Origin of the sequence: Achromobacter xylosoxidans (assembly GCF_002192695.1) — a bacterium.
GTDB lineage: Bacteria > Pseudomonadota > Gammaproteobacteria > Burkholderiales > Burkholderiaceae_B > Achromobacter > Achromobacter xylosoxidans_C.
On record NZ_MTLG01000058.1, the window covers coordinates 14,472 to 38,867 of the forward strand.

General features: G+C 66.9%; 20 protein-coding genes. 11 read left to right on the forward strand and 9 right to left on the reverse strand.

Annotated features, from left to right (window positions below):
• Positions 1–22: 22 nt before the first annotated feature.
• From BRO63_RS09505 to BRO63_RS09525, 5 genes are all read right to left on the reverse strand, one after another.
• Positions 23–1,621, reverse strand: coding sequence for a DHA2 family efflux MFS transporter permease subunit (locus BRO63_RS09505; RefSeq protein WP_088139491.1), 1,599 nt, complete (start codon positions 1,619–1,621; stop codon positions 23–25).
• The gene (locus BRO63_RS09510) at positions 1,618–2,811 is read right to left on the reverse strand and encodes an HlyD family secretion protein (protein WP_088139492.1); all 1,194 of its coding nucleotides are present in this window, start codon (positions 2,809–2,811) and stop codon (positions 1,618–1,620) included. Before BRO63_RS09510 ends, BRO63_RS09505 begins: the two co-directional genes overlap by 4 nt.
• A 22-nt stretch (positions 2,812–2,833) precedes the next feature.
• Positions 2,834–4,255, reverse strand: coding sequence for an efflux transporter outer membrane subunit (locus BRO63_RS09515; protein WP_088139494.1), 1,422 nt, complete (start codon positions 4,253–4,255; stop codon positions 2,834–2,836).
• Positions 4,256–4,350: 95 nt separating this feature from the next.
• Positions 4,351–4,857 (reverse strand): MarR family winged helix-turn-helix transcriptional regulator, encoded by a 507-nt coding sequence (locus BRO63_RS09520; RefSeq protein WP_088139495.1) that lies wholly within the window; start codon positions 4,855–4,857, stop codon positions 4,351–4,353.
• Between the two features lie 33 nt (positions 4,858–4,890).
• Positions 4,891–5,784 (reverse strand): DMT family transporter, encoded by an 894-nt coding sequence (locus BRO63_RS09525; RefSeq protein WP_088139497.1) that lies wholly within the window; start codon positions 5,782–5,784, stop codon positions 4,891–4,893.
• A gap of 76 nt (positions 5,785–5,860) precedes the next feature.
• Between BRO63_RS09525 and BRO63_RS09530 the strand changes: the two genes are divergently transcribed.
• From BRO63_RS09530 to BRO63_RS09575, 10 genes are all read left to right on the forward strand, one after another.
• Positions 5,861–6,838 (forward strand): DMT family transporter, encoded by a 978-nt coding sequence (locus tag BRO63_RS09530; protein ID WP_088139499.1) that lies wholly within the window; start codon positions 5,861–5,863, stop codon positions 6,836–6,838.
• Between the two features lie 71 nt (positions 6,839–6,909).
• Entirely contained in the window at positions 6,910–7,899 is a 990-nt protein-coding gene (locus tag BRO63_RS09535) for a quinone oxidoreductase family protein (protein ID WP_054458742.1), read from the forward strand.
• A 181-nt stretch (positions 7,900–8,080) separates the two neighbouring features.
• The gene (gene styD, locus BRO63_RS09540) at positions 8,081–9,592 is read left to right on the forward strand and encodes a phenylacetaldehyde dehydrogenase StyD (protein WP_088139501.1); all 1,512 of its coding nucleotides are present in this window, start codon (positions 8,081–8,083) and stop codon (positions 9,590–9,592) included.
• A gap of 68 nt (positions 9,593–9,660) precedes the next feature.
• Complete coding sequence (locus BRO63_RS09545; RefSeq protein ID WP_088139503.1) at positions 9,661–10,542, forward strand: transporter; 882 nt, start codon at positions 9,661–9,663, stop codon at positions 10,540–10,542.
• A 32-nt stretch (positions 10,543–10,574) separates the two neighbouring features.
• Positions 10,575–11,765, forward strand: coding sequence for an amine dehydrogenase large subunit (locus BRO63_RS09550; protein WP_088139504.1), 1,191 nt, complete (start codon positions 10,575–10,577; stop codon positions 11,763–11,765).
• Entirely contained in the window at positions 11,762–12,319 is a 558-nt protein-coding gene (locus BRO63_RS09555) for a MauE/DoxX family redox-associated membrane protein (RefSeq protein ID WP_088139506.1), read from the forward strand. Before BRO63_RS09550 ends, BRO63_RS09555 begins: the two co-directional genes overlap by 4 nt.
• A gap of 10 nt (positions 12,320–12,329) precedes the next feature.
• The gene (mauD, locus tag BRO63_RS09560) at positions 12,330–12,968 is read left to right on the forward strand and encodes a methylamine dehydrogenase accessory protein MauD (RefSeq protein WP_088139508.1); all 639 of its coding nucleotides are present in this window, start codon (positions 12,330–12,332) and stop codon (positions 12,966–12,968) included.
• Positions 12,952–13,473 carry a methylamine dehydrogenase light chain gene (locus BRO63_RS09565; RefSeq protein ID WP_088139510.1) on the forward strand — a complete coding sequence of 174 codons (522 nt, stop codon included), beginning with the start codon at positions 12,952–12,954 and terminating at the stop codon, positions 13,471–13,473. Before mauD ends, BRO63_RS09565 begins: the two co-directional genes overlap by 17 nt.
• Positions 13,470–14,006 carry a c-type cytochrome gene (locus BRO63_RS09570; RefSeq protein ID WP_088139511.1) on the forward strand — a complete coding sequence of 179 codons (537 nt, stop codon included), beginning with the start codon at positions 13,470–13,472 and terminating at the stop codon, positions 14,004–14,006. Before BRO63_RS09565 ends, BRO63_RS09570 begins: the two co-directional genes overlap by 4 nt.
• Before the next feature lie 131 nt (positions 14,007–14,137).
• Positions 14,138–15,097: an AraC-like ligand-binding domain-containing protein gene (locus BRO63_RS09575; RefSeq protein WP_088139513.1), complete on the forward strand. Its 960-nt coding sequence runs from the start codon at positions 14,138–14,140 to the stop codon at positions 15,095–15,097.
• On the opposite strand, the gene BRO63_RS09580 is transcribed toward BRO63_RS09575, so the two are convergent.
• Positions 15,098–15,772 carry an epoxyqueuosine reductase QueH gene (locus BRO63_RS09580; protein ID WP_088139515.1) on the reverse strand — a complete coding sequence of 225 codons (675 nt, stop codon included), beginning with the start codon at positions 15,770–15,772 and terminating at the stop codon, positions 15,098–15,100.
• 83 nt (positions 15,773–15,855) lie between these two features.
• Positions 15,856–18,636: a bifunctional [glutamate--ammonia ligase]-adenylyl-L-tyrosine phosphorylase/[glutamate--ammonia-ligase] adenylyltransferase gene (gene glnE / locus BRO63_RS09585; protein ID WP_088139517.1), complete on the reverse strand. Its 2,781-nt coding sequence runs from the start codon at positions 18,634–18,636 to the stop codon at positions 15,856–15,858.
• A gap of 82 nt (positions 18,637–18,718) precedes the next feature.
• On the opposite strand from glnE, the gene BRO63_RS09590 reads away from it, so the two are divergent.
• Positions 18,719–22,384 (forward strand): YhdP family protein, encoded by a 3,666-nt coding sequence (locus tag BRO63_RS09590; RefSeq protein ID WP_306425670.1) that lies wholly within the window; start codon positions 18,719–18,721, stop codon positions 22,382–22,384.
• 112 nt (positions 22,385–22,496) lie between these two features.
• Here BRO63_RS09590 and rho read toward each other — a convergent pair whose 3' ends face one another.
• The gene (gene rho / locus BRO63_RS09595; protein WP_088139520.1) at positions 22,497–23,756 is read right to left on the reverse strand and encodes a transcription termination factor Rho; all 1,260 of its coding nucleotides are present in this window, start codon (positions 23,754–23,756) and stop codon (positions 22,497–22,499) included.
• 116 nt (positions 23,757–23,872) lie between these two features.
• Positions 23,873–24,199: a thioredoxin TrxA gene (gene trxA, locus BRO63_RS09600; RefSeq protein WP_006218534.1), complete on the reverse strand. Its 327-nt coding sequence runs from the start codon at positions 24,197–24,199 to the stop codon at positions 23,873–23,875.
• Positions 24,200–24,396: the final 197 nt, after the last annotated feature.

The window sequence follows — 24,396 nt, forward strand, 5'->3', positions numbered from 1 at the left end:
CGAGGATCGGGCCGGCCGCGCCTCAGTGGGCGCCGGCCGCCGCTTCGGCGGCCCCGCCGCCGCCCGACTTGGTCGATCGGGGGCGGGCGAACCAGACCAGGCCGGTCAGGGCCAGGAAAATGATGGCGGAGGCATAGAACACATCCACCGCAGACATGGTGAAGGCTTGCGCATTGATCAATCCGTCCACCATGGTCAGCGCTTGCTGATGCGACATCCCCAGCCCGTTTTGCAGCGCCGTCATGGTCTGGTCGAACGCCTGTTGGCCGGGCTTGGCGACTTCGGTCAGTTGCGAGTGGTGCATGGTCGCGCGGTTTTCCCACAGCGTGGTGGCGATGGACGTGCCGAACGCGCCCGCCGTCAGGCGCAGGAAGTTCGACAGGCCGGAGGCCGCGGGAATGCGCCACGGTTCGATGCTGGACAGCGTGATCGAGGTAAGCGGCACGAAGAAGGTCGCCATGGCGGCGCCCTGGATGATGGTCGGAACCATCAGCGTGCGCACATCGGTCTGGGTGTTGAAGCCCGAGCGCATGAAGCACACCAGCGCGAAGATCAGGAACGCCACCGTCGCGATCTGCCGCGGGTCGCGCGTGGCCAGCATCTTGCCGACGATGGGCGTCAGCAGGATCGCCAGCAGACCCACCGGGGCGGTCACCAGCCCCGCGTAGGTCGCGGTGTAGCCCATATTGCTCTGCAGCCACAGGGGCAGCAGCACCACGTTGCCGAAGAAGACGCCGTAGGCCACCGCCAGCGTCAGCGCGCCGACGGTGAAATTGCGGATCTTGAACAGGCGCAGGTCGACCACGGGGTGCGCGTCGGTCAGTTCCCAGATCAGGAAGAAGACGAAGGCCACGAAGGCGGTCGCGGCCAGCGCGATGATGGTGCCGCTGGCGAACCAGTCCAGCTCCTTGCCCTTGTCCAGCATGATCTGCAGCGCGCCTACCCACACCACCAGCAGCGCCAGGCCGACCTTGTCGATCGGCAGCTTGCGCGTGACCGATTCCCGGTCGCCATAGATGCGCCAACTGATCCACGCCGCCAGCAGGCCCACCGGCACGTTGATGTAGAAGATCCACGGCCAGGTGTAGTTGTCGGAGATCCAGCCGCCCAGCAAGGGCCCGGCGACGGGCGCCACCAGCGTGGTCATGGACCAGACCGCCAGCGCCATGCCCGCCTTGGACTTGGGGAAGCTCGCCAGCATCAGCGCTTGCGACAGCGGGATCATGGGGCCGGCGACCGCGCCTTGCAGCACGCGGAATGCGATCAACGCTTCGAGCGAGGGCGCAAAGCCGCACAGCCATGACGCCAGCACGAACAGCAGCGTGGAGATCAGGAATAGCCGCACCTGCCCGAAGCGCTGCGTGAGCCAGCCCGTGAGCGGCACCGTGATCGCGTTGGCCACGGCGAACGAGGTGATGACCCAGGTGCCCTGGCTGGTGCTGACGCCCAGATCGCCCGAGATGGTCGGGATGGACACGTTCGCGATGGACGTGTCCAGCACATTCATGAATACCGCCGTCGACAGCGCGATGGACCCGATGATGCGGGTCGCGCCTTCCAGCGGCGGGTGGGCGCCCGGCGGGGGCGCCGGCGCGGCGGCGGGCTGCTTGGCTGCGCTCATGATGCGAGATTGGCCTCGATGATCTTGCTGATCATGGCGTCGACTTCATCATGGGCCGGCTCGAAGGCGCGCGTCGACCAGACCGGCTCCTTGCGTTCGGCCTGCGTCAGCGGTTCTCCTTCCTGCTTGCCCACGTCCACTTCCACGTCCATCGACAGGCCCACGCGCAGTGGGTGCTTCTTCAGGTCTTCGGGATCCAGCGCGATGCGCACCGGCACGCGCTGCACCACCTTGATCCAGTTGCCGGTGGCGTTCTGGGCGGGCAGCAGGGCGAAGGCGCTACCCGTGCCGGCGTCCAGCCCGGCGATGGTGCCGTGGTAGGTGACCGCGCTGCCGTACAGGTCGGCCACCATCTTGGCCGGCTGGCCGATGCGCATCTTGCGCAGCTGGCCTTCCTTGAAGTTGGCTTCGACCCACACCTGGTCCAGCGGCACGACCGTCATCAGGGCCGAGCCGGGCGCGACGCGCTGGCCGACCTGCACGCTGCGCCGCGCCACCACGCCGCCCACCGGGGCCGGCAGCACGGTGCGCGACTGCGCCAGCCAGGCGTTGCGCAGGCCGGCCGCGGCCTGCTGCACGTCGGGATGGTCGGCGACCGTGGTGCCCTGCGTCAGCGCCTGGTTGGTGGCCAGCTTGGCGCGCGAGGCGGCCAGCGCGGCGCGGGCTTGCGCCAGGCCGGACTGGGCGGACTTCAGCGCGGCTTCGGCGTGCAGGATTTCTTCGCCGCTGACGCCGCCCGACTTGGCCAGTTGCTGGCGGCGGTTGACGTCGCTTTGCGCGCGGGTCAGCTCGGCCTGGGCGCGCAGGATGTCGGCGTTGCGCAGGTCGACGTCGGCGGCCAGGGCGTCGTTCTGGACGTAGATGGTGCGCACCTGGCGCACAGTCTGCGCAAGCTTGGCCTGGGCCTGCTGCAAGGCGACGTCGGTGTCGGCCGGATCCAGGCGCACCAGCGGCTGGCCGGCGGCGACGGTTTCCGTGTCGTCGGCCTCGATGGACACGACCGTGCCGGGCACTTGCGGCGTGATCTGCACCAGGTTGCCGTGGACGTAGGCGTCGTCGGTGCTTTCGAAGTGGGCGCCGAACAGCGCCCACCAGATGCCGTAGGCGATCGCGATGAGGATGAAGGCCCCGGTGGCCAGCAACAGCAGGCGTTTGCGGGCGGGGTTGGCGGCGGGAGTGGCTGCGGTCATGACGTCTGAGTCCGGGGAGCGTTCAATGGGTGGGGTTCGTGGCGGGGGCCGGCTCGGCTGCGGGGGCGTAGCCGCCGCCCAGCGCAGTGGCGAGGCTGGCGTCCAGTTGATAGGCGCGGATGCGCAGATCGGTGTCCAGCCGCGCCTGGGTCAGCACGCCGGTCTGCGCGATGAGCACGGAGATGTAATTGCCCATGCCGGCCTTGTAGCGCTTGACCGCCAGGTCATAGGCGGCGTCGATGGCTTCGCGCGCCTGGCGTTGCTGGGCCTTTTCCTGGTCCAGCAGGCGCAAGCCGTCAAGCGCATCGGCCACCTGGTGCACGGCGTCCAGCACGGTCTGGTTGTAGTCCGACACCGCGAGGTCGGCGTCGGCGCGGCGGCCCGCCAGGTTCGCGTTGAGCTCGCCGCCGTGGAAGATCGGCAGCGTGACCGCCGGGCCGAAACCGGCCATGCGCGCATCCGCGCCCAGCAGGTTGCCGGTGCCCATGGCCTGGAAGCCGACGAACGCCGCCAGGTTCACGTTGGGGTAGAACTCGGCGCGGGCGCTGTCGATGGCATGGCCGGCGGCCTCGGCGCGCCATTTCGCGGCGGCCACGTCGGGGCGGTGGCCCAGCAGGTCCAGCGGCACGCTGGCGGGCACGCCGCCGGCGGGCGCGGTCAGCGCCACCGGCTGCAGGGATTGTCCGCGCTGCGGGCCGGCGCCGGCCAGCGCGGCGACCTGATTGCGCAACTGCGCCAGCGTGGTGTCGGTCTGGGTCAGTTCCACCTTGCCGGCGGCGAGCGACGATTCCGCCTGCTTGACTTCGACCTGGGTGTCCAGCCCGGCCTTATAGCGGCCCTGGGTCAGCGACAGCACATCGGCGCGTTGGGCCAGCACGCGCTCGAGCACGTCGCGCTGGGCAAAGGCGTTCTGCAGGTTCAGGTAGGCGCGGACCGTGGCGCTTGCCAACAGATTGCGCGCCGCCTGCGCGTCGGCCGCGGCGGCGGCCTGTTGCGATACCGCCGCTTGCAGGCGCGAGCGGTTCTTGCCCCAGAAATCCAGCTCATAGCTGAAGTCCAGCGCCAGGCGATTGTCGCTGACGACCGAGCCGCCCATGGGCGCGGGGTAGATGTAGTCCTTGGACAGGTGCTCGCGGGTCAGCGTGTAGTTCGCGTCCACGCGCGGCAGCAGCGGCGCGCGGGCGATGCCGACGGCGGCGTTGGCCTTGGCCAGTCGGGCTTGCGCGGCGCTCATTGACGGGTTGTTGGCCAGGGCCTCGTCCAGCAAGGCATTGAGCTGGGGGTCGCCGTAGCGCTGCCACCATTGCGTTTCAGGCCAGGCCGTTTCCTGGCTGGTCAGGCCCAGCTTGGCGCCATCCAGTGCAGCCACGGGCTCGGAGCCGGGTTCCATCAATGCGCAACCGCTCAGGGCCAGCACCAATACGGTAGTGAGAAGGCGTTTCATCCTGACTGTTTGCTGAAAGTAGTTGATTAATCTGTATTTGCCTAGGCAGCCATTATGCCAAATAAAACCCCGGAAGCCGGGGGTGCTGGCAGCCCTTAGCGGTTTTGGGGGGCCGACGAGGCGGAACCGTTGGCGATCATCCGACGCAGCAGGTGCTTGAGCTGCGCAACTTCGTCGCTGGAGAACCCGCGCAGGTGGTAGTTCAGTACTCGCGCGATATTGGGCGGGATCGCGCGCGCCTTGGCTTCGCCGATCTCGGTAAGTTCGATCTTGACGACCCGGCGGTCCGTCTGGCATCGGTTGCGGCGCAGCAGGCCCTTGGCTTCCAGCCGGTCCAATGCGCGGGTCATGGCGCCCGTGTCCATGCCGGTGAGCCTGGCCAGCTCCGCGGGGGTGTCGGCGCGGCCCTGGAAAACCAGGAGGACGGGACGCCATTGCATCGCGGTGAGTTCCAGCGGGGCCATTTCCTGGTCCAGCATCCGGTTCAGGGAATTGGAGACCAGCTTGATCAGGAAACCGGCGTTTTCATCCATCACGCAGCTGGCATCTGGGCGGTAATGGACGGGGCCGTCGGGCGGAGTTTGGGAAGGCGCGGAAGTCATATGCGCCAAATTTTACTGCCTAGTCAGTTATTGTCAAGGCTGTGTTTTCGCCGCCATGTCCGGCTGTGCGGCGGGCGCCTGCTTGCGCAGGCCCGACCAGACGATGGCGGCCACGATCAGGGCGGCGCCCGCCATCATGCGCGGCGTGGGCTCCTGGCTGAACAGCACCCAGGCGAAAGCGATGGCATAGACCGGTTCCAGCGCGATGACCAGTCCGGCGCTGCGCGCGTTCAGCCGCGTCAGGCTGGACACGAACAGATAGTGCGACAGGCCCGTGCAGAAGATGCCCAGCAGCGCCAGCCAGAACCAGTCCAGCGCAGGCAGCGCGGGCAACTGGGACACGGCGAAGGGCAGCATTACCAGCGCCACGATCAGGTTCTGCCAGCAGGCCACCTGCATCGGATCCATGCCCGAGGCCGAACGGCGGTTGCTCAGCGCCAGCAGGGCGAAACTCAGGCCCGACAGCAGCCCCCAGGCCAGGCCGATGGTGCCCTGGTCGGCCAGGTCGAACGCGGGCGTGACCAGCACCAGCCCGGCCGTGACCAAGCCCAGCAGCAGCCATTCCGTCGGACGGATGCGTTCCCGGAAGAGCAGGCCCTCGAACAGGGTGATGAAGGCGGGGAAGCTGGCGAAACCCAGGGTGGCGATGGCGATGCCGCCGACCTTCACGGCGATGAAGAAGGTGACCCAATGCCCCGCCAGCAGGGCGCCCGAAACCACCAGCACGAACAGCTGCGCCGGCGTCAGGGCGCCCAGGAGCGGCTTGCGGCGCATGCGGGCGAACAGCCCCAGGGCGAGCACCGCGAAGATGGCCCGGCCCAGCGTGATCACGGCGGCGCTGGCCTGGATCAGTTCGCCGAACACGCCGGTCAGGCCAAAAAGCACGGCGGCAACGTGGATGTAGGTGAGGGCGCGGTGTCGGGTCATGCGTGAGGCAAGAATATGGCCGGGTAGGCGTGGGCAAAGGCGTGCGGTGTTTTCGCACAGAACATAAAATCATCGCATGAATCGCCTTGCCAAGCTTTCGCCGTCCTTCCGCCTTTCCAGCCGCGCAGCCGGCTTCTTCCTGGCGACCCTGGGCGCAGTCCTGTTCTCGGCCAAGGCCATCGTGGTGAAGTTCACGTATCGCTACGGCATCGACGCCGTCACCCTCATTGCCTTCCGCATGCTGTTCGCCATGCCGTTCTTCGCGGCGGTGGCCTGGCATCAGTCGCGGCGCGCGGCGCGCGGCGAAATCCCCGTCATGACCTGGAAGGAACGCGCGCAGGTCTGCGTGCTGGGCCTGCTCGGCTACTACCTGTCCAGCTTCCTGGACTTCCTGGGACTGCGTTACATCACCGCCAGCCTGGAGCGCCTGATCCTGTTCCTGTCGCCTTCGCTGGTGGTGCTGCTGTCGGCGTTCTGGTTCAAGCGCCCGGTCGAGCGCCGCCAGTGGATGGCCATGGCGCTGTCATATGCCGGGGTGGTGCTGGTGTTCGCCCACGACCTGTCCTTCGGCGGCGGCGAGGTATTGTTAGGGTCTTTGTTCGTTTTCGGGTCGGCCGCAAGCTATTCTGTGTACCTGATCTGTTCGGGGGAACTGGTCAAGCGCTTGGGGGCGACGCGCCTGGTGGCGTATGCCATGCTGGTGTCCTGCGTGGCCTGCATCATCCAGTTCTTTGCCGTGCATCCCCCGTCCATGCTGATCCAGCCTGCCGGGGTCTACGGGTATTCGGTGATACACGCCACGCTGAATACCGTGGTGCCGGTGTTCATGCTGATGTGGGCGGTGGCGCTGATCGGCGCGCCCACCGCATCGCTGCTGGGCATGATCGGGCCGGTGTCGGTGCTGTTTCTGGCGTCGTGGTTCCTGCAAGAGCCCATCACGGTGTGGCAGATGGCGGGAACCGCGTTGGTGCTGGCTGGGGTATTCGTGCTGATGGGGGGCGGGGCCGGCAGGCTGGCGTCCGCCAGGCAGGGCGAGACCCGGCCATCGCGTTGAATCTGGTTTTTCTCGTTCAGGGGCCGCGGACAGGCTCTCGTTAGCATTTTTTCCAATGAAAGGAGGCCAGCATGGCCAGCAATCTCGTCAAGGCAATTCGTATCGAGCAGCACGGTGGTCCTGAGGTCCTGAAGCTGGTCGAGGTGGAAGTGCCTCCGCCCGCCGCCAATGAAGTCACGATCGAGCAGCACGCCGCCGGCCTGAACTTCATCGATATCTATTACCGCACGGGCTTGTATCCCCACGCGCTGCCGCACGGCCTGGGTTTCGAGGGCGCGGGTGTCGTGACCGCCGTCGGCGCCGACGTCACGCATCTGAAAAAGGGCGACCGCGTCGCCTACGGCCAGAGCCCGATCGGCGCCTACGCCAAGGCGCGCAACGTGCCGGCCGCGCAGGTCGTCAAGGTGCCCAAGGGCATCGGCTTTGACGAGGCCGCGGCCCTGATGCTCAAGGGCCTGACGGTGCAGTACCTGTTCCGCCAGACCTACCGCCTGCAAGGCGGCGAGACCATCCTGTTCCACGCGGCCGCCGGCGGCGTGGGCCTGATCGCCTGCCAATGGGCCAAGGCCCTGGGCGTGAAGCTGATCGGCACCGTCTCCAGCCCCGAGAAGGCCGAACTGGCCCGCGCCAACGGCGCCTGGGAAACCATCGACTACTCGCGCGAGAACGTGGCCGAGCGCGTGCTTGAGCTGACCGGCGGCAAGAAGGTGCCGGTGGTGTATGACGGCGTGGGCAAGGACACCTGGGAAACCTCGCTGGACTGCATCGAGCCGCGCGGCCTGATGGTCAGCTTCGGCAACGCGTCCGGCCCCGTGTCGGGCGTCAACCTGGCGACGCTGAACCAGAAGGGCTGCCTGTACGTGACGCGCCCGTCGCTGGGCCTGCACGTCAACACGCTGGCCAAGCTGCAAGCCGCCTCCGAAGAGCTGTTCGACCTGGTCCTGAAGAAGAAGATCAAGGTCCGCATCGACCAGCGCTACACGCTGGAGCAGGCCGGCGAAGCCCAGACCGCGCTGGCCGCGCGCAAGACCACCGGCGCCACGGTGCTGATGCTGGACTGATCCAAGGTCCATGATGCGCGGGTCCCGCAGGGGCGCCGCGCCAGGCCCGGCACCGCGCTGCGCGCGTTGCCGGTTTTTTTATTGCGCCGTGCGCAGAATGACAAATCGCCATGCACGGACCGACAAGCCTTGCGGAAAGGCCGTTGCTATCCTCGCTTCAACCATTTCGTTGGAGCTTCGAATGTCTTCAGCAAGCGCAAGCGCCGCCGGCCACGCCGCCTCCGACCGCCCGGAACTGGGCGCCATCCGGGAAGCCATGTTCATCGACGGCAAGCCGGTGGGCGTAGGGCAGGGCGCGCCGATAGCCGTCCATGACCCCGCCACCGGCGAGATCATCGCCCATCAACCCGACGCAGGGCCGCAGCAGGTGGACATGGCGGTGCAGGCGGCCAGGCGCGCCTTCGGATCCGGTCCCTGGCGCGACATGCTGCCCGTCGGGCGCGAGCGCCTGTTGCTGAAGCTGGCCGACCTGGTCGAGCTGCACGGCGCGGAACTGGCCCGCCTGGAAACCCTGAACAACGGCAAGCTGCTGGGCGTGGCGCAGGGCCTGGAAGTCGGCTCGGGCGCGCAGTGGCTGCGCTACATGGCGGGTTGGGCGACCAAGATCACGGGCGACACTCTGTCGCTGTCCATACCGTTTCCTCCCGGCGTGCGGTACAGCGCCCATACCCTGCCGCAGGCCGTGGGCGTGGTGGCGGCGATCATTCCCTGGAATTTTCCGCTGCTGATGGCGATCTGGAAGATCGCTCCCGCCCTGGCTGCGGGCTGCACCGTGGTGCTCAAGCCGGCCGAGGAAACGCCGCTGACGGCGCTGCGCCTGGCCGAGCTGGTGCTGGAAGCGGGCTTCCCGCCCGGCGTCGTCAACGTCGTGACCGGCCGTGGCGAGACCGCCGGCGCCGCGCTGGTCGCGCATCCCGGCGTGGACAAGATCGCGTTCACGGGTTCGACCGAAGTCGGCAAGCTGATCGGACGCGCCGCGATGGACGACATGAAGCGGGTATCGCTGGAGCTGGGCGGCAAGTCCCCTGTGATCGTGCTGGACGATTGCGACGCCGACCGCGCCGTGCAGGGAGCGGCAGCCGCCATTTTCTTCAACCAGGGGCAGGTTTGCACGGCGGGCTCGCGCCTGTATGTGCAAAAGAACCTGTATGCCAAGGTCGTCGAGGGATTGGCCGATCTGGCCGCCGGCATGAGGCTCGGGTCCGGATTCGATCCCGCCACGCAGGTCGGCCCGCTGGTGTCGGCCCGCCACCAGAAGCGCGTCATGGATTACATCGATATCGGACGCAGCGAGGGCGGACGCATCCTGGCGGGAGGGGGGCGCGGAGCCGGCTCCGGCTACTTCGTGCAGCCCACTGTTTTTGCGGACGTGCCGGCGGGCGCGCGCATTGCCCGCGAGGAAATCTTCGGCCCCGTCGTGGTGGCGCAGCCTTTCGACACTCTGGACGATGCCGTGCGGCTGGCCAACGACAGCGCCTACGGCCTGGGCGCCAGTCTCTGGAGCAACGATCTCTCCCGCGTGCAAAGCCTGATCCCGCGCATCGATGCCGGCACCGTCTGGGTCAATACGCACAACATGCTGGATCCCAACATGCCTTTCGGCGGATTCAAGCAATCCGGCATCGGCCGCGAGCACGGCCGCGCCGTGCTGGAAATGTACCTGGAACGGAAATCCGTTTGCATCGCTTACTAGAACGGTGATCGCGCGGCCCAAGCCGGGAAATACCGGTGGCCGCGCCTTCACGACACCAAGGGGAAGACATGGCAGGCAGGACAGGGAGCCGGGCCCGCAGGCGGGCGGCGCTGCTGCTCGCGTGCGCGGGAGCGTCGCAGGCGGCATGGGCGGGAGACCCCAGCGCGCGCGACTGGATACCCGCGCCGGTGGGCACCAACATCATCGCAGGGTACATGGCCGGGCTGAGGTCCTCGGGTTTGTATGCCGAAGGCTCGCGCGTGGACGGCGGGTCGGTCGACGTCAACACGCTGGTCTATCGGCAGATGCACTATCGCGACTTCTACGGCAAGACGGTCCAGCTGGAATTCATCGTGCCCATGATCCGGACCTCGCAGGACCTGCCGGGCATGGCGGGCGACCACCAGACCGGCATCGGCGACGTGACGCTAGGTTCGGCGATCTGGTTCTACAACAACCAGCAGACCCGGACCTGGTTCGCCTGGGAACCGTTCGTCGTGGCGCCCGTGGGCCGCTACGACGGTTCGCGCCCCGATGTGTCGCCGGGCAAGAACCGCTGGTCCACCGTCCAGGATTTTTCCTTTGTGCAGGGCTTTGGCGAATCCACTTATCTGGAAGCCATCGCGGAAGTGGAGATCTACGGCCGCAATACCGATTGGCATGGGCAGACGCTGAAGAAGGATCCCTCGTTCCGTTTCTTCGCACTGGCCTCGACCAACCTGACGCCGGACACCTATACCGGCATCCGCTACCGCTATGAGACAGGCGGGAAGGAAACCGCGTCCGGCGAGACCGTTGCCACGCGGGCGCGCAATCACCAGCTGGCCGTCGAACTGACGCATCAGATCAACGACGCCAACCAGATCCAGATGCAGTACATCCACGACCTGAAGGTCGAGAACGGACCGCGGATGCGTGGCGTGCAGTTGCGCTACGTCTACGCGTTCTAGGAGAACAGGACCATGAGACCAGGAGAATATCGATGAACGCGCCTCGCGCCAGATCATGCGCATCGCGGGCCGGACGGTGGGCGCTGTGCGCCGCCTTGGCGGCGTCGGCAGGCCTAGCCCGGGCGGACCTGCCCGTGGAAGAACTGAAGGGCGGCACCCGCCTGCCGCCGGCCACGCCGCACCGGCTGTACGTGATGGACGCCGTCTTCAACCACCTGGTCGACAGCCGGGTCAACATCTATGACGGCGACACCCTGAAGTTCCTGGGCCTGGTGCCTACGTCGTTCAACGGCCACATGACCGTGTCCGCGGACGGCAAGGACATCTATGTCATGACGACCTACTACGAGCGCTTGAACCGCGGTAAGCGCACCGACGTGGTCGAGGCCTGGGACGCCGAAACGCTCACGCCCAAGTACGAGGTGCCGATCCCGCAGAAACGCGCGCAGGCGCTGAACTACCGGAACTATCTGCAGCAGAGCGCGGACGGGGAACTGCTGTTCGTGCAGAACGCCACGCCTGCGTCCTCGGTCACGGTGGTGAACCTGAAGACACGCCAGTTCGCCGACGAGGTTACCGCGGCCGCGGGTTGCTGGAGCATCATCGTGCTGCCCTCGCGCCCGCGCAGCTTCGCCAGCATCTGCGGCGACGGCGCGCTGCTGACCGTGGACCTGGACCAGGCCGGCAAGCCGGCGGGGCAGCAGCGCAGCCAGCCCATGTTCGACCCCGAGAAGGACCCCATCTTCACGCACACGGAAAATCTGGGCGATACCTACTACTTCGTGTCCTACAACGGCAACGTCTACAGCGCCGACTTCAGCGGCAAGGACGCCGTGTTCGGCAAACCTTGGTCCTTGCTGGACGCATCGGGCAAGGACCAGGGCTGGCGCCCGGGCGGCTACAACCTGCTGGCCGTGAACCAGGCCAGCAAGCGTCTGTACGTGGGCATGCATCCGAATGGGGCCGAAGGTTCGCACAAGACCCCGGCCGCCGAGATCTGGGTCTATGACCTGGCCACGCACCGGCGGGTGGCGCGGGTGCCGGGCCAGAATGCCTTGTCGATGTCGGTCTCGCAGGACGACCAGCCGCGCCTGTACACCATCGACGGCGGCAACGTGAGCGTCTACGACGCCGCGCCGGCCGCGCCAGTCCTCAAGGGCACGATCCAGGCCGCCGGTGAAACCGCGCTGCAGGTCGAACCGCAACCGCGAGGCGCGCGATGAACGATCCCGTGTTGCTGTATGCCGCGAGCGCGGCGCTGGCCTGCGTGCTGCTCCTGGGCGCGCTGGAAAAACTGAGGGACATGGCGGGCTTCGCCGCCATCGTGTCGGCCTATCGCATCCTGCCGGGCGGGTGGAGCAGCGCGTTCGCGTGGCTTTTCGTGCTGACCGAAGCGCTGGCCGGCGCCTTGCTGCTGGTGCCGTCGCGGCAGGCGGCGGGCGCGCAGCTGGCGCTGCTGGTGCTGGCGGCGGCCACGCTGGCGCTGGCTTTCAACCTGGTGCGCGGCCACCGCGACATCGATTGCGGCTGCGGCGGCCCTGCGTCCAGCGGGCCGGGGCGCGGCGCGCGGCGGGGAGGGCTGTCGTGGTGGCTGGTGTTGCGCAACGCGGTGCTGGCGCTATGGACCGCGCCGGCGCTCATCGCCGCGGCGGGCCAGTCCCGCGGCCTGCAGTGGACCGATTCCGCAGCCGTTTTTGGCCTGACCATCGTCGCCGTGGGCCTGTACTTCACCGCCAACCACCTGTTGGCCTCACACCTCAAGTTGCGCAATTTCTGAAGGAATTCACATGGATGCCTTGATCATTTCCAATTTCCTGCTGTGGGGCGTGGTGCTCTGCCTGGTGCTCGTCATCCTGGCCTTGTCCAGACAAATCGGCGTGCTGTACGAGCGCGTGGCGCCGATGGGGGCGCTGACGATGGACAAGGGCCCAGGCGTGGGCGAGCCCGCGCCGCGCTTCGAGCTGCCGGATCTGCTGGGCCGCCGCATCGTCGTGGGCGAGCGCGGCCAGCACAGCCAGCTGCTGTTCTTTCTTTCCCCGACCTGCCCGGTCTGCAAGAAGCTGCTGCCCATCCTGAAGTCGGTGGCCAGCACGGAAAGCGCCTGGCTGCGCATCGTCCTGGCCAGCGACGGCGAAATGCCCGAGCACCTGGCCTTCTACAAGCAGGCGGGGCTGGAGCGCTTTCCGTATTTGCTGTCGACTGAGCTGGGCATGAAGTTCCAGATCAGCAAGCTGCCCTATGCCGTGCTGATCGATGAAACCGGAACCTTGCGCGCCAAGGGCTTGATCAACTCGCGTGAACAGCTCGAAAGCCTGTTCACGGCGAAGGAGCTGGGCGTGGCGTCGGTGCAGGAATTCCTGGCCGCCGGCACGCTGGAAGAAACCCGGATTTCCCGCAAGGAGAGCGGCAATGCATTGGCTGGATAAACTCGCAGAGCGCGCCGCGCGTTCGGTCGCGCACACCACTTCCCGGCGCAGCGTGCTCAACCGCATCGGCCGGGTCCTGGTCGGAACGGCATTCCTCGTGCCGGTGCTGCCGGTGGCGCGTTCCGCGCCCGCGGATCCCAAGAAGCCGCAGATGGATGACACGGCATGCGATTACTGGCGCTATTGCGCGGTGGACGGCTTTCTGTGTTCATGCTGCGGCGGCAGCATGACGTCCTGCCCGCCCGGCACCTCGCCTTCGGCCGTGTCGTGGGTAGGCACCTGCCACAATCCGCTGGACGGCAAGGACTATCTGATCAGCTATAACGACTGCTGCGGCAAGGCCGCTTGCGGCAAATGCATGTGCGCATCGGCCGAGCGCGAGCGGCCGGGCTATCAGATGTTCCTGCACAACGATGTGAACTGGTGCATGTCCAACGAGTCCTCCATCTTCCATTGCACCACGTCAGTGATCGTGGGCCTGGCCAAGCCCAAGCCGAAATCATGATGTCAGCGCAACGGCCGCGGTGGCAGGGATTGCGCAGGCTCGGTGCCGCTGCGGTCCTGCTTTGCGCGGGCCCGGCCGTTGCGCAGGTGGCGGCGGCCGATGCCGCGGCGGCCGGTGCCGCCTCCGACCGGCTGCGCCAGGCCGTCCGTGCCGACTATGTGCTGCAGTGCGCGGGTTGCCATCGGGTGGACGGGCGCGGCAGCGGCCGCCATGGCATTCCGGACTTCCGCAATTCGGTGGGTTCGTTCGTGCATTTGCCGCAAGGCCGGGAGTATCTGGTGCGCGTGCCGGGAGCGGCGCAATCGCAGCTGAGCAATGCCGAACTCGCGGCGGTGCTGAATTGGATCGTGGAGGAATTCAGTCCCGCGCAATTGCCAGAGAACTTCCGTCCCTACACCGAGCAGGAGGTGGCGCAGGTGCGTCCGCGCCGCTATGAGGACGTGGTGCCGGTGCGCCACGGACTGGCGCAGGCCTTGACAGGGCTGGGCTTGCCCTTGGCCGACTATTCCTATGGCAGCGACAGAAAACCCTAGCGGCCCGGCAACTTAGGGGTTGTCACCGATACTCCCTCGCGCCGGCCGGTGCTAGAAAGAGGCAGCATTCCATTCAACGCTGTAGCTGTGTTGCCGGGCTTGCCGCCCAGGCAGAAAGGCACGGAGTCGCCATGTCCCCATCCCTTTTGCGCAGCGAGCCCAGGCATTTCCTGGACTGCGCAAGCTGGCAGGAAAATGTCAGCGATACCTTTGTTCCCCTGGAAGTTTCCGCGGTGTTCCCAACGCGCTTTCGCAACAGCGTGGCGGTGGATTCGCTAGGCTGGATGCAGGTCTGTGAATTGCGCAGCAGCGCCCAGCGCGTGCGTCGCAGCAAGCTGCTGGCCGACCGCTCCGAAGCGCCGGGATACAAGGTGACGCTGCAGCTCGCGGGCCGCAGCGAGATCCGCCAGTCGGGGCGCAGCGCCTTGCTGGTGCCGGGCGAATGGAGCATCTACGACACCACCCGGCCGTACGAGGTCGAGGTCGACGATGGCGCGCATTTCCTGGTGATGCAGGTGCCCGGCAAGCATTTCGACGCCTGGCAGTCCTTCATGCAGCATGCCGTGGCGCGCAACTTCAGCGCGCGCCAGGGTTGCGGCCGCATGGCGATGGACCTGCTGCGCGTGGCGCTGACCGAGCACGCGCACCTTTCCGAAAGCGCCTCGCGCGATGCCGCCAATGCGGTGCTGCAGATGATGGGGTTGGACATCAGCGAGCGGGCGGGGGCGCAGGCCGAACACGACCAGGCCGAACTGCGGCAGGCGCAATTGCGCCGGGTGCAGCAGCACATACTTGAAAACCTGCATGATCCGGCGCTGTCGCCGGCGGCCGCGGCCGCGGCCTTCCGGATGTCGCGCCGTTATCTCTACAACCTGTTCGCCCAGGCTTGCACGACCCCGGCCGACTTCATCCTCAGCGCGCGGCTGGAGCGTTGCCGCGACACGCTGTGCGACCCCGCGCAGGCGGCGCGGCCGATAGGCGACATTGCCTATCGATTCGGTTTTTCAGATGCGGCGCGTTTCAGCCACGCGTTCCGCAAGCGTTTCGGCGCGTCGCCGTCGGAATACCGGCGCCATGGACGCCCGTCCTGATCAGAGCTGTTCCTCGTTGATCAGGTCTTCCTTGCCGTAGAACTTCACGCCGATGTGGATGCGTTCGCGGCCCTGCGAGCGGCGGTGGCGGTTGGTGTCGCGCAGCGAGTAGACGCAGCCGCAATATTCCTGCTGGTAGAAGTTCTCGCGCTTGCTGATTTCGATCATGCGGGCCGAGCCGCCGCCCTTGCGCCAGTTGTAGGTCCAGTAGATCAGATCGTCGTAGCGCGCCGCGGCGCGTTCGCCGCAGCCGTTGATCTGGTTCATGTCCTTCCAGCGCGAAATGCCCAGCGAGCTGGTGATGGTGTCGAAACCATGCTCGTGCGCGTAGAGCGCCGTGCGTTCGAAGCGCATGTCGAAGCAGGCCGTGCAGCGTTCGCCGCGTTCGGGGGCGTCTTCCATGCCCTTGACGCGGTCGAACCAGTTGTCCATGTCGTAGTCGGCGTCGATGAACTCGATGCCGTGCTGCTCGGCGAAGCGGATGTTCTCCTGCTTGCGGATTTCGTACTCTTTGACCGGGTGGATGTTCGGGTTGTAGAAGTAGATGGCGTAGTCGATGCCCGAGGCGGTCATCGCTTCCATGACTTCGCCGGAACAGGGCGCGCAGCACGAGTGCATCAGCACCTTGCGGCGGCCGGCGGGCAGGTCGAGTTTGGGGCGCACGAGTTCGGACATGGCTTGCAGGCAAAGATAACGGAAAACCCCTTATTTTACGCTGAGTTGCCGCCGAAGGGGGGACGCCCCGTCCCCCTATGCCTTCAGCCCAGCACGGCGTCCCAGAGTTCGCGCACGGCGGCGCGTTCTTCCTGCAGCTGGTCTTGCGGGACGCGCGCCTTCTCCACGCCCTGCAGGCGCATCTGGTGCTGGACGCGGCGCAGGGTGCGGTAGGCGTCGCCGGCGCGCGCGGCCAGCTCGGGAGCAATCAGGCCCGCCTCGCCGGACAGGCGCAGCAACGCGATATTGCCCAGGTTGCGCACCAGCACCGGCTGCGTGCCCGAGTGGCACAACACCAGGTATTGCGTGACGAATTCCACGTCGACCATGCCGCCGCGATCGTGCTTCAGGTCGAACAGCGGGCTGGTGTTGGGATGGCCCGCATTGATTTTTTCGCGCATCGCCAGCACTTCCTCGCGCAGCTTGGCGGCGTCGCGGGGCAGCACCAGCATGTCCTCGCGGATCTGCTCGAAGCGCGCGCCGACGCCAGCGTCGCCCGAGGCGTAGCGGGCGCGGGTCAGCGCCTGGTGTTCCCAGGCCCAGGCATGCTTGTGCTGGTATTGCTCGAAAGCTTCGACGGATACCGCCAGCAGGCCGGCGTCGCCGTCGGGCCGCAAGCGCAGGTCGACCTCGTACAGGCGGCCGGAAGACGTCATGGTCGACAGCCACGACGTCATGCGCCGGCCCAGCTTGGCGTAGACCTCGGCGGCGTCGTCGCGGGGGTCGTCGAACAGGAACACCAAGTCCAGGTCCGAGGCATAGCCCAGTTCCTTGCCGCCCAGCTTGCCGTAGGCGATGACGGCGAAGCGCGGTTCGGCGCCCTCGGCCTTGTTCACCAGCGGCCAGGTGCGGCGGATGGTTTCGGTCAGCAGCAGATCGGCCAGCGCGGACAGCTGGTCAGCCAGCTTTTCCACGGTGAGCTCGCCTTCCAGGTCCTGCGCCAGCAATTGGAAACTGGCCTGGCGCTGCATGTCGCGCATCAGGTTCATCTGGCGTTCGATGTCCGGATCGCCGTCGGGCAGCCGGCAGGCGTCCAGGTCCGCGGTCAGCTGGCGCGCGAGCTGGGCGAAGTCCAGCGGTTCGAACAGCGTGCGCCAGTCGATCAGGCTGTCCAGCAGCAGGGGGTGCTGGGTCAGGTATTGCGCGGCCCAGGGGCTGGCGGCGACCATGCGCGCCACGCGCGCCAGGGTGTCCGGATACTCGGCCAGCAGGGCCAGGTACGCGCTGCGTTGGGCGATTTTTTCGATCAGGTCGAACAGCCGCACCGTGGCTTGCAGCGGAGCGGGGGTCTGCAAGGCGGCGCGCAGGGCGGCGGGCAGCAGGGCGTCCATGCGCTTGCGGCTGCTCTCGGGCAGGCTGCGCACCCGGTGGCTGCCCAGCAGGGTCTCGGTACGGCGCAGCAGGTCCTGCGCGTCGTCGCCGAAGGCCTGGCGGATCTGTTCGGCCAATTCGCTGTTGCTGTCGGGTTCGTCCGGGCCGGATCCGGGGTCGCTGGCGCCGGGCGCGGGCGCCGGCACTTCGGCGTCGCCCATGCCCACCAGGCGGAACACGTTGCGGAAGGTCTGCGAGACGAATTGGCGGTGCGCGGCCAGCGTGCTTTCGAAGTCCGCGTGACTCATGCCCAGCGCGGCGGCCAGGGCGGCGCGCTGCTCGGGGTCGCCTGGCAGCAGATGGGTCTGGGCGTCCTCGCGGTATTGCAGGGCATGTTCGGTGCGGCGCAGGTAGCGGTAGGCCTCTTCCAGCCGGCGCGCGTCTTCCTCGGGCACCAGCCCGGCCGCGCTTTCCGCGTGCAGCGCTTCCAGAAGGCCGCGCTTTTGCAGCGCGGGCATGCGGCCGCCGCGGATCAGTTGGGCAAGCTGCACCACGAATTCGATCTCGCGGATGCCGCCGTCGCCCAGCTTGATATTGTTGGCGCTGTCGATGCCGTTGCGCGCGCTGGCGCGCCGCTGCCAGTCCTGGCGGATGCGTTCGCGCAGGGCACGCAGGGCCGAGAGCGCGTCGAAGTCGAAATACTTGCGGTAGACGAAGGGCACGCGCAGGCTTTCCAGCTGGCGCGCCTGGGCGGCGCTGTCGCTGCCTTCGAAGGCCTGGGCCGGGATCAGCCGGGCCTTGAGCCAGGCGTAGCGTTCCCATTCGCGGCCCTGGCCGATCAGATAGTGCTCCAGCGCGTCCAGGCTCCAGGCCAGGGGGCCGGCGTCGCCGTCGGGACGCAGGCGCAGGTCGGTGCGGAACACCTGGCCGTTGGCGTCGACTTCGGACAGCACCGGCATCATGCGCCGCGTCAGTCGGCCGTAGAACTCATGATGGCTGATGCGGCGCGGGCCGTCGGTTTCGCCTTCTTCGCCGTACAGCATGATCAGGTCGATGTCGGACGAGACATTCAGCTCGCAGCCGCCCAGCTTGCCCATGCCCACGATCAGCATTTCTTGCGGCTTGCCGGTGGCCGGATCGCGCGGCACGCCATGCACGGCAGCGAGGTCCGCGGCCACGCTGCGATAGGCCGCCGCCACCGCGGTGTCGGCCAGCGTGGTCATGGCGCCGACGACTTCTTCCAGATCGGCCTGGCCGGTCAGGTCGCGCACGATCAGCGCGTTGAAGACCCGTTCGCGCAGCTTGCGCAGCACCATGCGGCAGGCATCCACGGGGAGCGTGTCGCCTGCCTGCGGTCCGGCCAGCTCGGCCTGCCAGCTTGCGATCTGCGCGGGCGTGACGGGTTCGCGCACGGCGTCGTCCAGCCATGCGGCCAGATCCGGATGGGCATCCAGTCGGCGGCGCAGATGGCCGGACCAGGCGAGGGCGGGGGCGAGCGTAGAGGGCGTGGACATGGCGAAAGGGGCGGCAGAATAGGCGCGTTTCAGGTATAAGTGGGGACGATACCGCAAGACCTATTTTTCTGCCCACCGATCCGTGTCTGTTTCAAAAAAAGTGCTCTGCTGGGTCTTCTGGGCCGTGCTGACCGTCTATGGCGTCGTGGCCCTCGGACTGCTGGGCGTACGCTATTGGGTCCTGCCCCGCGTGGACCAATGGCGTCCCCAGATCGAAGCCTACGCCAGCAAGGCGCTGGGTTCCCGAGTGACCATCGGCTCCATCCAGGCGAACTGGCAAGGCCTGAACCCCAAGCTCGATCTCACCTCCGTCCAAGTCTACGACGACGAGGTCGACCCCGTGTTGTCCTTGCCTTCCGTTTCGGCGGTGCTGGCCTGGCGCAGCATCCTGGTCCTGTCGCCCAAGCTGCTGCGGCTGCAGCTCGATCGGCCCGAACTCCTTTTGCGGCGGGATTCCGCCAATCACCTGTGGGTCGCGGGCCAGGACATTGATCTCAATGATGGCGACCAGCGTTCCGACCTGGACCATCCGGCGCTGCGCTGGCTGGGCGCGCAGCGCGAGCTGCGCATCCGCGGCGCCACCATACGCTGGCAGGACGAATTGCGCCGCGCGCCCGAGCTGACCCTGACGGGCGTCGACCTCCTGGCGCGCAACGGCAGCCTGTCGCACCGCTTCGTGCTCAAGGCCGCGGCGGGCGACGCGCTGGCGCGCAACGTGGAGCTGCGCGGCGAATTCAACCGCAGCCTGTTCTCGGTGAGCGCGGCCAATCCCGGCAACTGGGGCGGCCAGCTGTATGTGCAGCTGGACGACGCCGAGCCGCTGGCGTGGCAGCCGTGGTTCGACGTCCCGGCGGTGGCGGGGCGCTTGAGCGGACGGGCATGGCTGCAGCTGGAACGCGGCAAGTTCACCGATCTGACCGCGGACGCCGCGACGCGCGGCCTGCAATGGACGCAGCCCGCGCAAGGCGCGCAGGCCCCCGGCTTCAAGGCTGGCTACGTCCAGGCCCGCATCCATGGCCTGCCGGGCGACTTCATGCAACTGGACAGCGTGCCCCTGGCGCGCAGCCCTGGCGCGCCGGCGGTATCGGTCAGCGGCAAGGTCGAGCAGTTGGGCCTGAGCTTGCCGGGCGTCTTCGAGCAGCCCGACCTGGCGGTGCGCGAAGTGGCGCTGGATGCCGCCGTCAAGGGGCCGGACGCCGATCACTGGTTCGTGGACGTGGGCCAGCTGCAATTGGTCAACGACGATCTCGATGTGCGCGTGCAAGGGCAGTGGCGGCCCGAGGGCAAGACAGCGGCGGGCAGCGTCGACATGCGCGGCGTGATGGCGCGCGGCGCCATGTCCGCCATCCACCGCTACCTGCCCCTGGAGGTCAACGCCGACGCCCGCGAATGGCTGGCCATCGGTTTGCCGGCAGGCGAAATGCAGTCCGCCTCCATCACGCTCAAGGGCGATCTCGACGAGTTTCCTTTTGGCGCGCCGGCGTCCCAGGGCGAATTCGTGATCGCCGGCGCATTCAGCGGCGCCAAGGTCGATTACGCGCCGGCGCGCGAGCGCCGCAAGGGCTGGCCGATGCTGGAGAACCTGTCGGGCAATTTCCGCATCGACAAGGTCAGCCTGGCGCTGGACAGCGCGGGCGGCGCGGTCGCCCATACCGGGTCGGGGCATACCGTGACGCTGGGAGCGGTTGCCGCAACCATTCCCAACATGGAAGAGAACTCCGAGCTGCTGTTGACCGGCGAGACCGCCGGCACCGTGCCGGCCTATCTGGCGCTGGCGGCCAACTCGCCCTTGGGCGAGCTGCTGGACGGCGCCCTGGACGAGGCGCGAGGCACCGGCGACTGGCGGGTGAGACTCAAGCTCAAGGTGCCCCTGCTGAACACCGATGACACCGAGGTGCAGGGGAATATCCTGTTCGCGGGCAACACCTTCACTTTCATGCCGGAGATGCCGCTGCTCAGCCAGATGCACGGCGACCTGGCGTTCTCGGAAAAGGGCGTCGAGGCCAAGGATCTGCGGGCCCAATTCCTGGGCGGCCCGGCGCGGATGTTCGGACGCCTGGCGCAGAGCACGGACGCGCTGCGCTTCGAGGGCACGCTGGCCGGGCCGGCGCTGACCCAACTGAGCAACACGCCGTCCATGTCGCGCTTTTCGGGCAAGGCCGCCTACAAGGGCCGGGTGGGTTATCAGCGCGGCGGCGCGGTGGACATCTCAGTGGAGTCCGATCTGGTGGGCATGGCGATCGACATGCCTGCACCGGTGGGCAAGCCGGCCCAGGCGTCCCAGTTGCTGAAGGTGCAATGGTCGCCCGCCCAGGACCGCGGGGCGCAGAACCGGCGCTGGCTGACCGCCAGCCTGGGCGATGGCGTCAACGCCCTGTTCGAGCGGGCACCGTCCGAAGGGACGCCGTCCTATTTCGCGCGCGGCGCGCTGGGCATCAATCGTCCCGCGAGCCTGCCGGAACGCGGTTTCAGCCTGAACGCCAGCCTGCCCGAGCTGGACGTGGATGCCTGGGAGAACGTGTCCGATGGCTTCAGCGCGCCTGCCGGCAAGGGCCGTGCCGCGGCCAAGCCGATGCTGCCCGCAGCCGAACGCATCAGCCTGGCGGCGGGCGTCCTGCGGACCGGCGGCTTTACCCTGAACGACCTGACGCTGTACGCGACCCGGCCGGGTCCCGCGCAATGGCGCGTGGATCTGCAGTCCAAGCAGGCCACGGGCTCGCTGGAATGGCGCGAAGCCTCGGGCGCCATCGCCGGCCAGATCACCGCTCGCCTGAAGCATCTGTCGCTGGGCGGCGAGGGCGACACCAACAAGGCCGACGAGGCGCTGTCCTCCGGCAACGATCTATCCGACATCCCGGCGATCGACCTGCAGGCCAAGGAATTCCTGCTGTATGGCAAGAATGTGGGCGAACTCCAGGTGATGGGCACGAATCTGCAGCGCGGCCGCGAATGGCGCCTGGACAAGCTGTCCATCGTCAACGACGCGGCCTCGCTCAACGCCACCGGCAACTGGAACCTGGAGGGCCAGGGCCGCGGCCTGACCGTGGACGCCTCGGTCAAGTTCGAAGACGTGGGCAAGTTCCTGGACCGCATCGGCTTCGAGAAGGTGGTCTCGGGCGGCAAGGGCACGATGCAAGGCAAGGCTACCTGGCGCAATCTGCCCTGGACCCACAAGATCGAAGACCTGACGGGCGAGGTCGACGTCAGCCTGGACAAGGGCCGCTTCATGCACGTCAACTCCCGCACCGCGCGGCTGCTGGAGCTGCTGTCCCTGCAATCGCTGCAGCGGCTGGCGCGGCTGGACGTGAACCCCACCAATCTGCTGCGCGATGGTTTCCCCTTCGACACCATCCGAGGCAAGGTCAAGCTGGCAGACGGCACGGCCTCGACCGAGGGCTACAAGATCAATGGGCCGGTGGCGGCGATCGTGCTGGCGGGCGGCGTCAACATCATCCGCGAACGCTGGGACATGAAGGCCGTGGTGATTCCGAACCTGGACGCCAGCGGCGCGGCCATGGTGACGGCGCTGGCGGTCAATCCGCTGATCGGCCTGGGGGCCTTCGTGACGCAATGGCTGCTGAAGCAGCCGCTGGCGCGAGCCATGACCATGGAATACGCCGTCACCGGCAGCTGGGACGATCCCAAGATCGAGCCGATAGACTCATCCGGCAAGCCGACGGGCGACAAGCAGACCCCGCGCCCGGCGCCGCAGCCCGGCACGCTGGAGGAGTTCATGGGGGGGCAGTGAGCCGCGCAGGCGGCCCGTTCGCCCCATGAAAAACGCCCTGGAGCGCGCTTGGCGCCCAGGGCGTTTTTCATGGCCGGATCCAAGGCGCAGGCGCCGTGGACCGCGACGGGGCTTACTTCTTCTTCATCATGTCGAAGAATTCGGCGTTGGTCTTGGTGGCGCGCATCTTGTCCAGGATGAATTCCATGGACTGGACTTCGTCCATGTCGTGGATGAACTTGCGCAGCACCCAGACCTTCTGCAGCAGGTCCGGGGCGATCAGCAGCTCTTCGCGGCGGGTGCCGGACTTGTTCAGGTTGATCGACGGGTAGACGCGCTTTTCAGCCAGGCGGCGCTCGAGGTGGACTTCGGAGTTGCCGGTGCCCTTGAATTCTTCATAGATGACTTCATCCATGCGGCTGCCGGTTTCGATCAGCGCCGTGCCCAGGATGGTCAGCGAACCGCCTTCTTCCAGGTTGCGGGCGGCGCCGAAGAAGCGCTTGGGGCGTTGCAGCGCGTTGGCGTCCACGCCGCCGGTCAGCACCTTGCCGGAGGCCGGCACCACGGTGTTGTAGGCGCGGGCCAGACGGGTGATCGAGTCCAGCAGGATCACGACGTCCTTCTTCATTTCGACCAGGCGCTTGGCCTTTTCGATGACCATTTCCGCGACCTGCACGTGGCGGGTGGCGGGTTCGTCGAAGGTCGAGGCCACCACTTCGCCGCGCACTGTGCGCTGCATTTCGGTCACTTCCTCGGGGCGCTCGTCCACCAGCAGGACGATCATGACCGCATCGGGGTAGTTGGTGGTGATGGCATGCGCGATGTGCTGCATCATCACCGTCTTGCCGGACTTCGGGCTGGCGACGATCAGGCCGCGCTGGCCCATGCCGATGGGGGCGAAGACGTCGAGAATGCGGCCAGTGAGGTTTTCCTCGCTCTTGATGTCGCGTTCCAGGCGCATGTTGCGGTTCGGGTGCAGCGGCGTCAGGTTTTCGAACATGATGCGATGCTTGATCGCTTCCGGCGCCACGCCGTTGACCTTGTCCACCTTCACCAGGGCGAAATAGCGCTCGCCGTCCTTGGGCGTGCGCACTTCGCCCTCGATCGAGTCGCCGGTGTGCAGGTTGAAGCGGCGGATCTGCGAGGGCGAGATGTAGATGTCGTCCGTGCTGGCCAGATACGAGGTCTCGGGTGAGCGCAGGAAGCCAAAGCCGTCGGGCAGGACTTCCAGGACGCCGTCGCCGAAGATCTGCTCGCCTTGCTTGGCGCGCCGTTTCATGATGGCGAACATCAGCTCCTGCTTGCGCAGGCGGTTGGCGTTCTCGATTTCCAGGCCGGCGGCCATTTCCAGCAGCTGCGAGACATGCAGCGCCTTCAGTTCGTTGAGGTGCATCGCGGTGGGATTTTGGGGGAAAGTGAAGGAGAGTTCTGGCGGCGCGCCACGGACGGGCACACGCGGTATTGAATGAGCGCCGCCCCGAGGGCGGCGCCTTCGTCACGGCACGCGGCTTACAGCGCGCCGTCCAGGAATGCGGTCAGTTGCGACTTCGACAGCGCGCCAACCTTGGTGGCGGCAGCCTGGCCGTCTTTAAAGAGCATAAGGGTGGGAATGCCGCGGATGCCATACTTGGTGGCGGTACCCTGGTTTTCGTCGACGTTCAGCTTGGCGATCGTCAGGCGGCCAGCGTACTCCGTGGCGACTTCTTCCAGGATCGGGGCAATCATCTTGCAAGGGCCACACCAGGCAGCCCAGTAGTCCACCAGCACCGGCTGGCCGGATTTCAACACATCGGCATCGAAGCTGGCGTCACTGACGTTCTTGATTTGGTCGCTCATGATGGTGATTCTCGGTTCGGCAGCAAAAGGCGCGTAAAAAGGACGCGCCTTGCGTTGTTCTTGTTTGTGGATGGCCTCAAGCATACCACTGTCAATAACACCAGGCATACCACTGTTAATAACCACTGTTAATAACAACAGGAGTTGCTGGATTTGTGTAGGATGTTGCGGCGCAGTTGTCGCGATCCGGGCCGTAC

Coding starts and splice junctions, on each gene's coding strand:
- BRO63_RS09505 (WP_088139491.1), bottom strand. CDS start 1,621: ATGAGCGCAGCCAAGCAGCCCGCCGCCGCGCCGGCGCCCCCGCCGGGC.
- BRO63_RS09510 (WP_088139492.1), bottom strand. CDS start 2,811: ATGACCGCAGCCACTCCCGCCGCCAACCCCGCCCGCAAACGCCTGCTG.
- BRO63_RS09515 (WP_088139494.1), bottom strand. CDS start 4,255: ATGAAACGCCTTCTCACTACCGTATTGGTGCTGGCCCTGAGCGGTTGC.
- BRO63_RS09520 (WP_088139495.1), bottom strand. CDS start 4,857: ATGACTTCCGCGCCTTCCCAAACTCCGCCCGACGGCCCCGTCCATTAC.
- BRO63_RS09525 (WP_088139497.1), bottom strand. CDS start 5,784: ATGACCCGACACCGCGCCCTCACCTACATCCACGTTGCCGCCGTGCTT.
- BRO63_RS09530 (WP_088139499.1), top strand. CDS start 5,861: ATGAATCGCCTTGCCAAGCTTTCGCCGTCCTTCCGCCTTTCCAGCCGC.
- BRO63_RS09535 (WP_054458742.1), top strand. CDS start 6,910: ATGGCCAGCAATCTCGTCAAGGCAATTCGTATCGAGCAGCACGGTGGT.
- styD (WP_088139501.1), top strand. CDS start 8,081: ATGTCTTCAGCAAGCGCAAGCGCCGCCGGCCACGCCGCCTCCGACCGC.
- BRO63_RS09545 (WP_088139503.1), top strand. CDS start 9,661: ATGGCAGGCAGGACAGGGAGCCGGGCCCGCAGGCGGGCGGCGCTGCTG.
- BRO63_RS09550 (WP_088139504.1), top strand. CDS start 10,575: ATGAACGCGCCTCGCGCCAGATCATGCGCATCGCGGGCCGGACGGTGG.
- BRO63_RS09555 (WP_088139506.1), top strand. CDS start 11,762: ATGAACGATCCCGTGTTGCTGTATGCCGCGAGCGCGGCGCTGGCCTGC.
- mauD (WP_088139508.1), top strand. CDS start 12,330: ATGGATGCCTTGATCATTTCCAATTTCCTGCTGTGGGGCGTGGTGCTC.
- BRO63_RS09565 (WP_088139510.1), top strand. CDS start 12,952: ATGCATTGGCTGGATAAACTCGCAGAGCGCGCCGCGCGTTCGGTCGCG.
- BRO63_RS09570 (WP_088139511.1), top strand. CDS start 13,470: ATGATGTCAGCGCAACGGCCGCGGTGGCAGGGATTGCGCAGGCTCGGT.
- BRO63_RS09575 (WP_088139513.1), top strand. CDS start 14,138: ATGTCCCCATCCCTTTTGCGCAGCGAGCCCAGGCATTTCCTGGACTGC.
- BRO63_RS09580 (WP_088139515.1), bottom strand. CDS start 15,772: ATGTCCGAACTCGTGCGCCCCAAACTCGACCTGCCCGCCGGCCGCCGC.
- glnE (WP_088139517.1), bottom strand. CDS start 18,636: ATGTCCACGCCCTCTACGCTCGCCCCCGCCCTCGCCTGGTCCGGCCAT.
- rho (WP_088139520.1), bottom strand. CDS start 23,756: ATGCACCTCAACGAACTGAAGGCGCTGCATGTCTCGCAGCTGCTGGAA.
- trxA (WP_006218534.1), bottom strand. CDS start 24,199: ATGAGCGACCAAATCAAGAACGTCAGTGACGCCAGCTTCGATGCCGAT.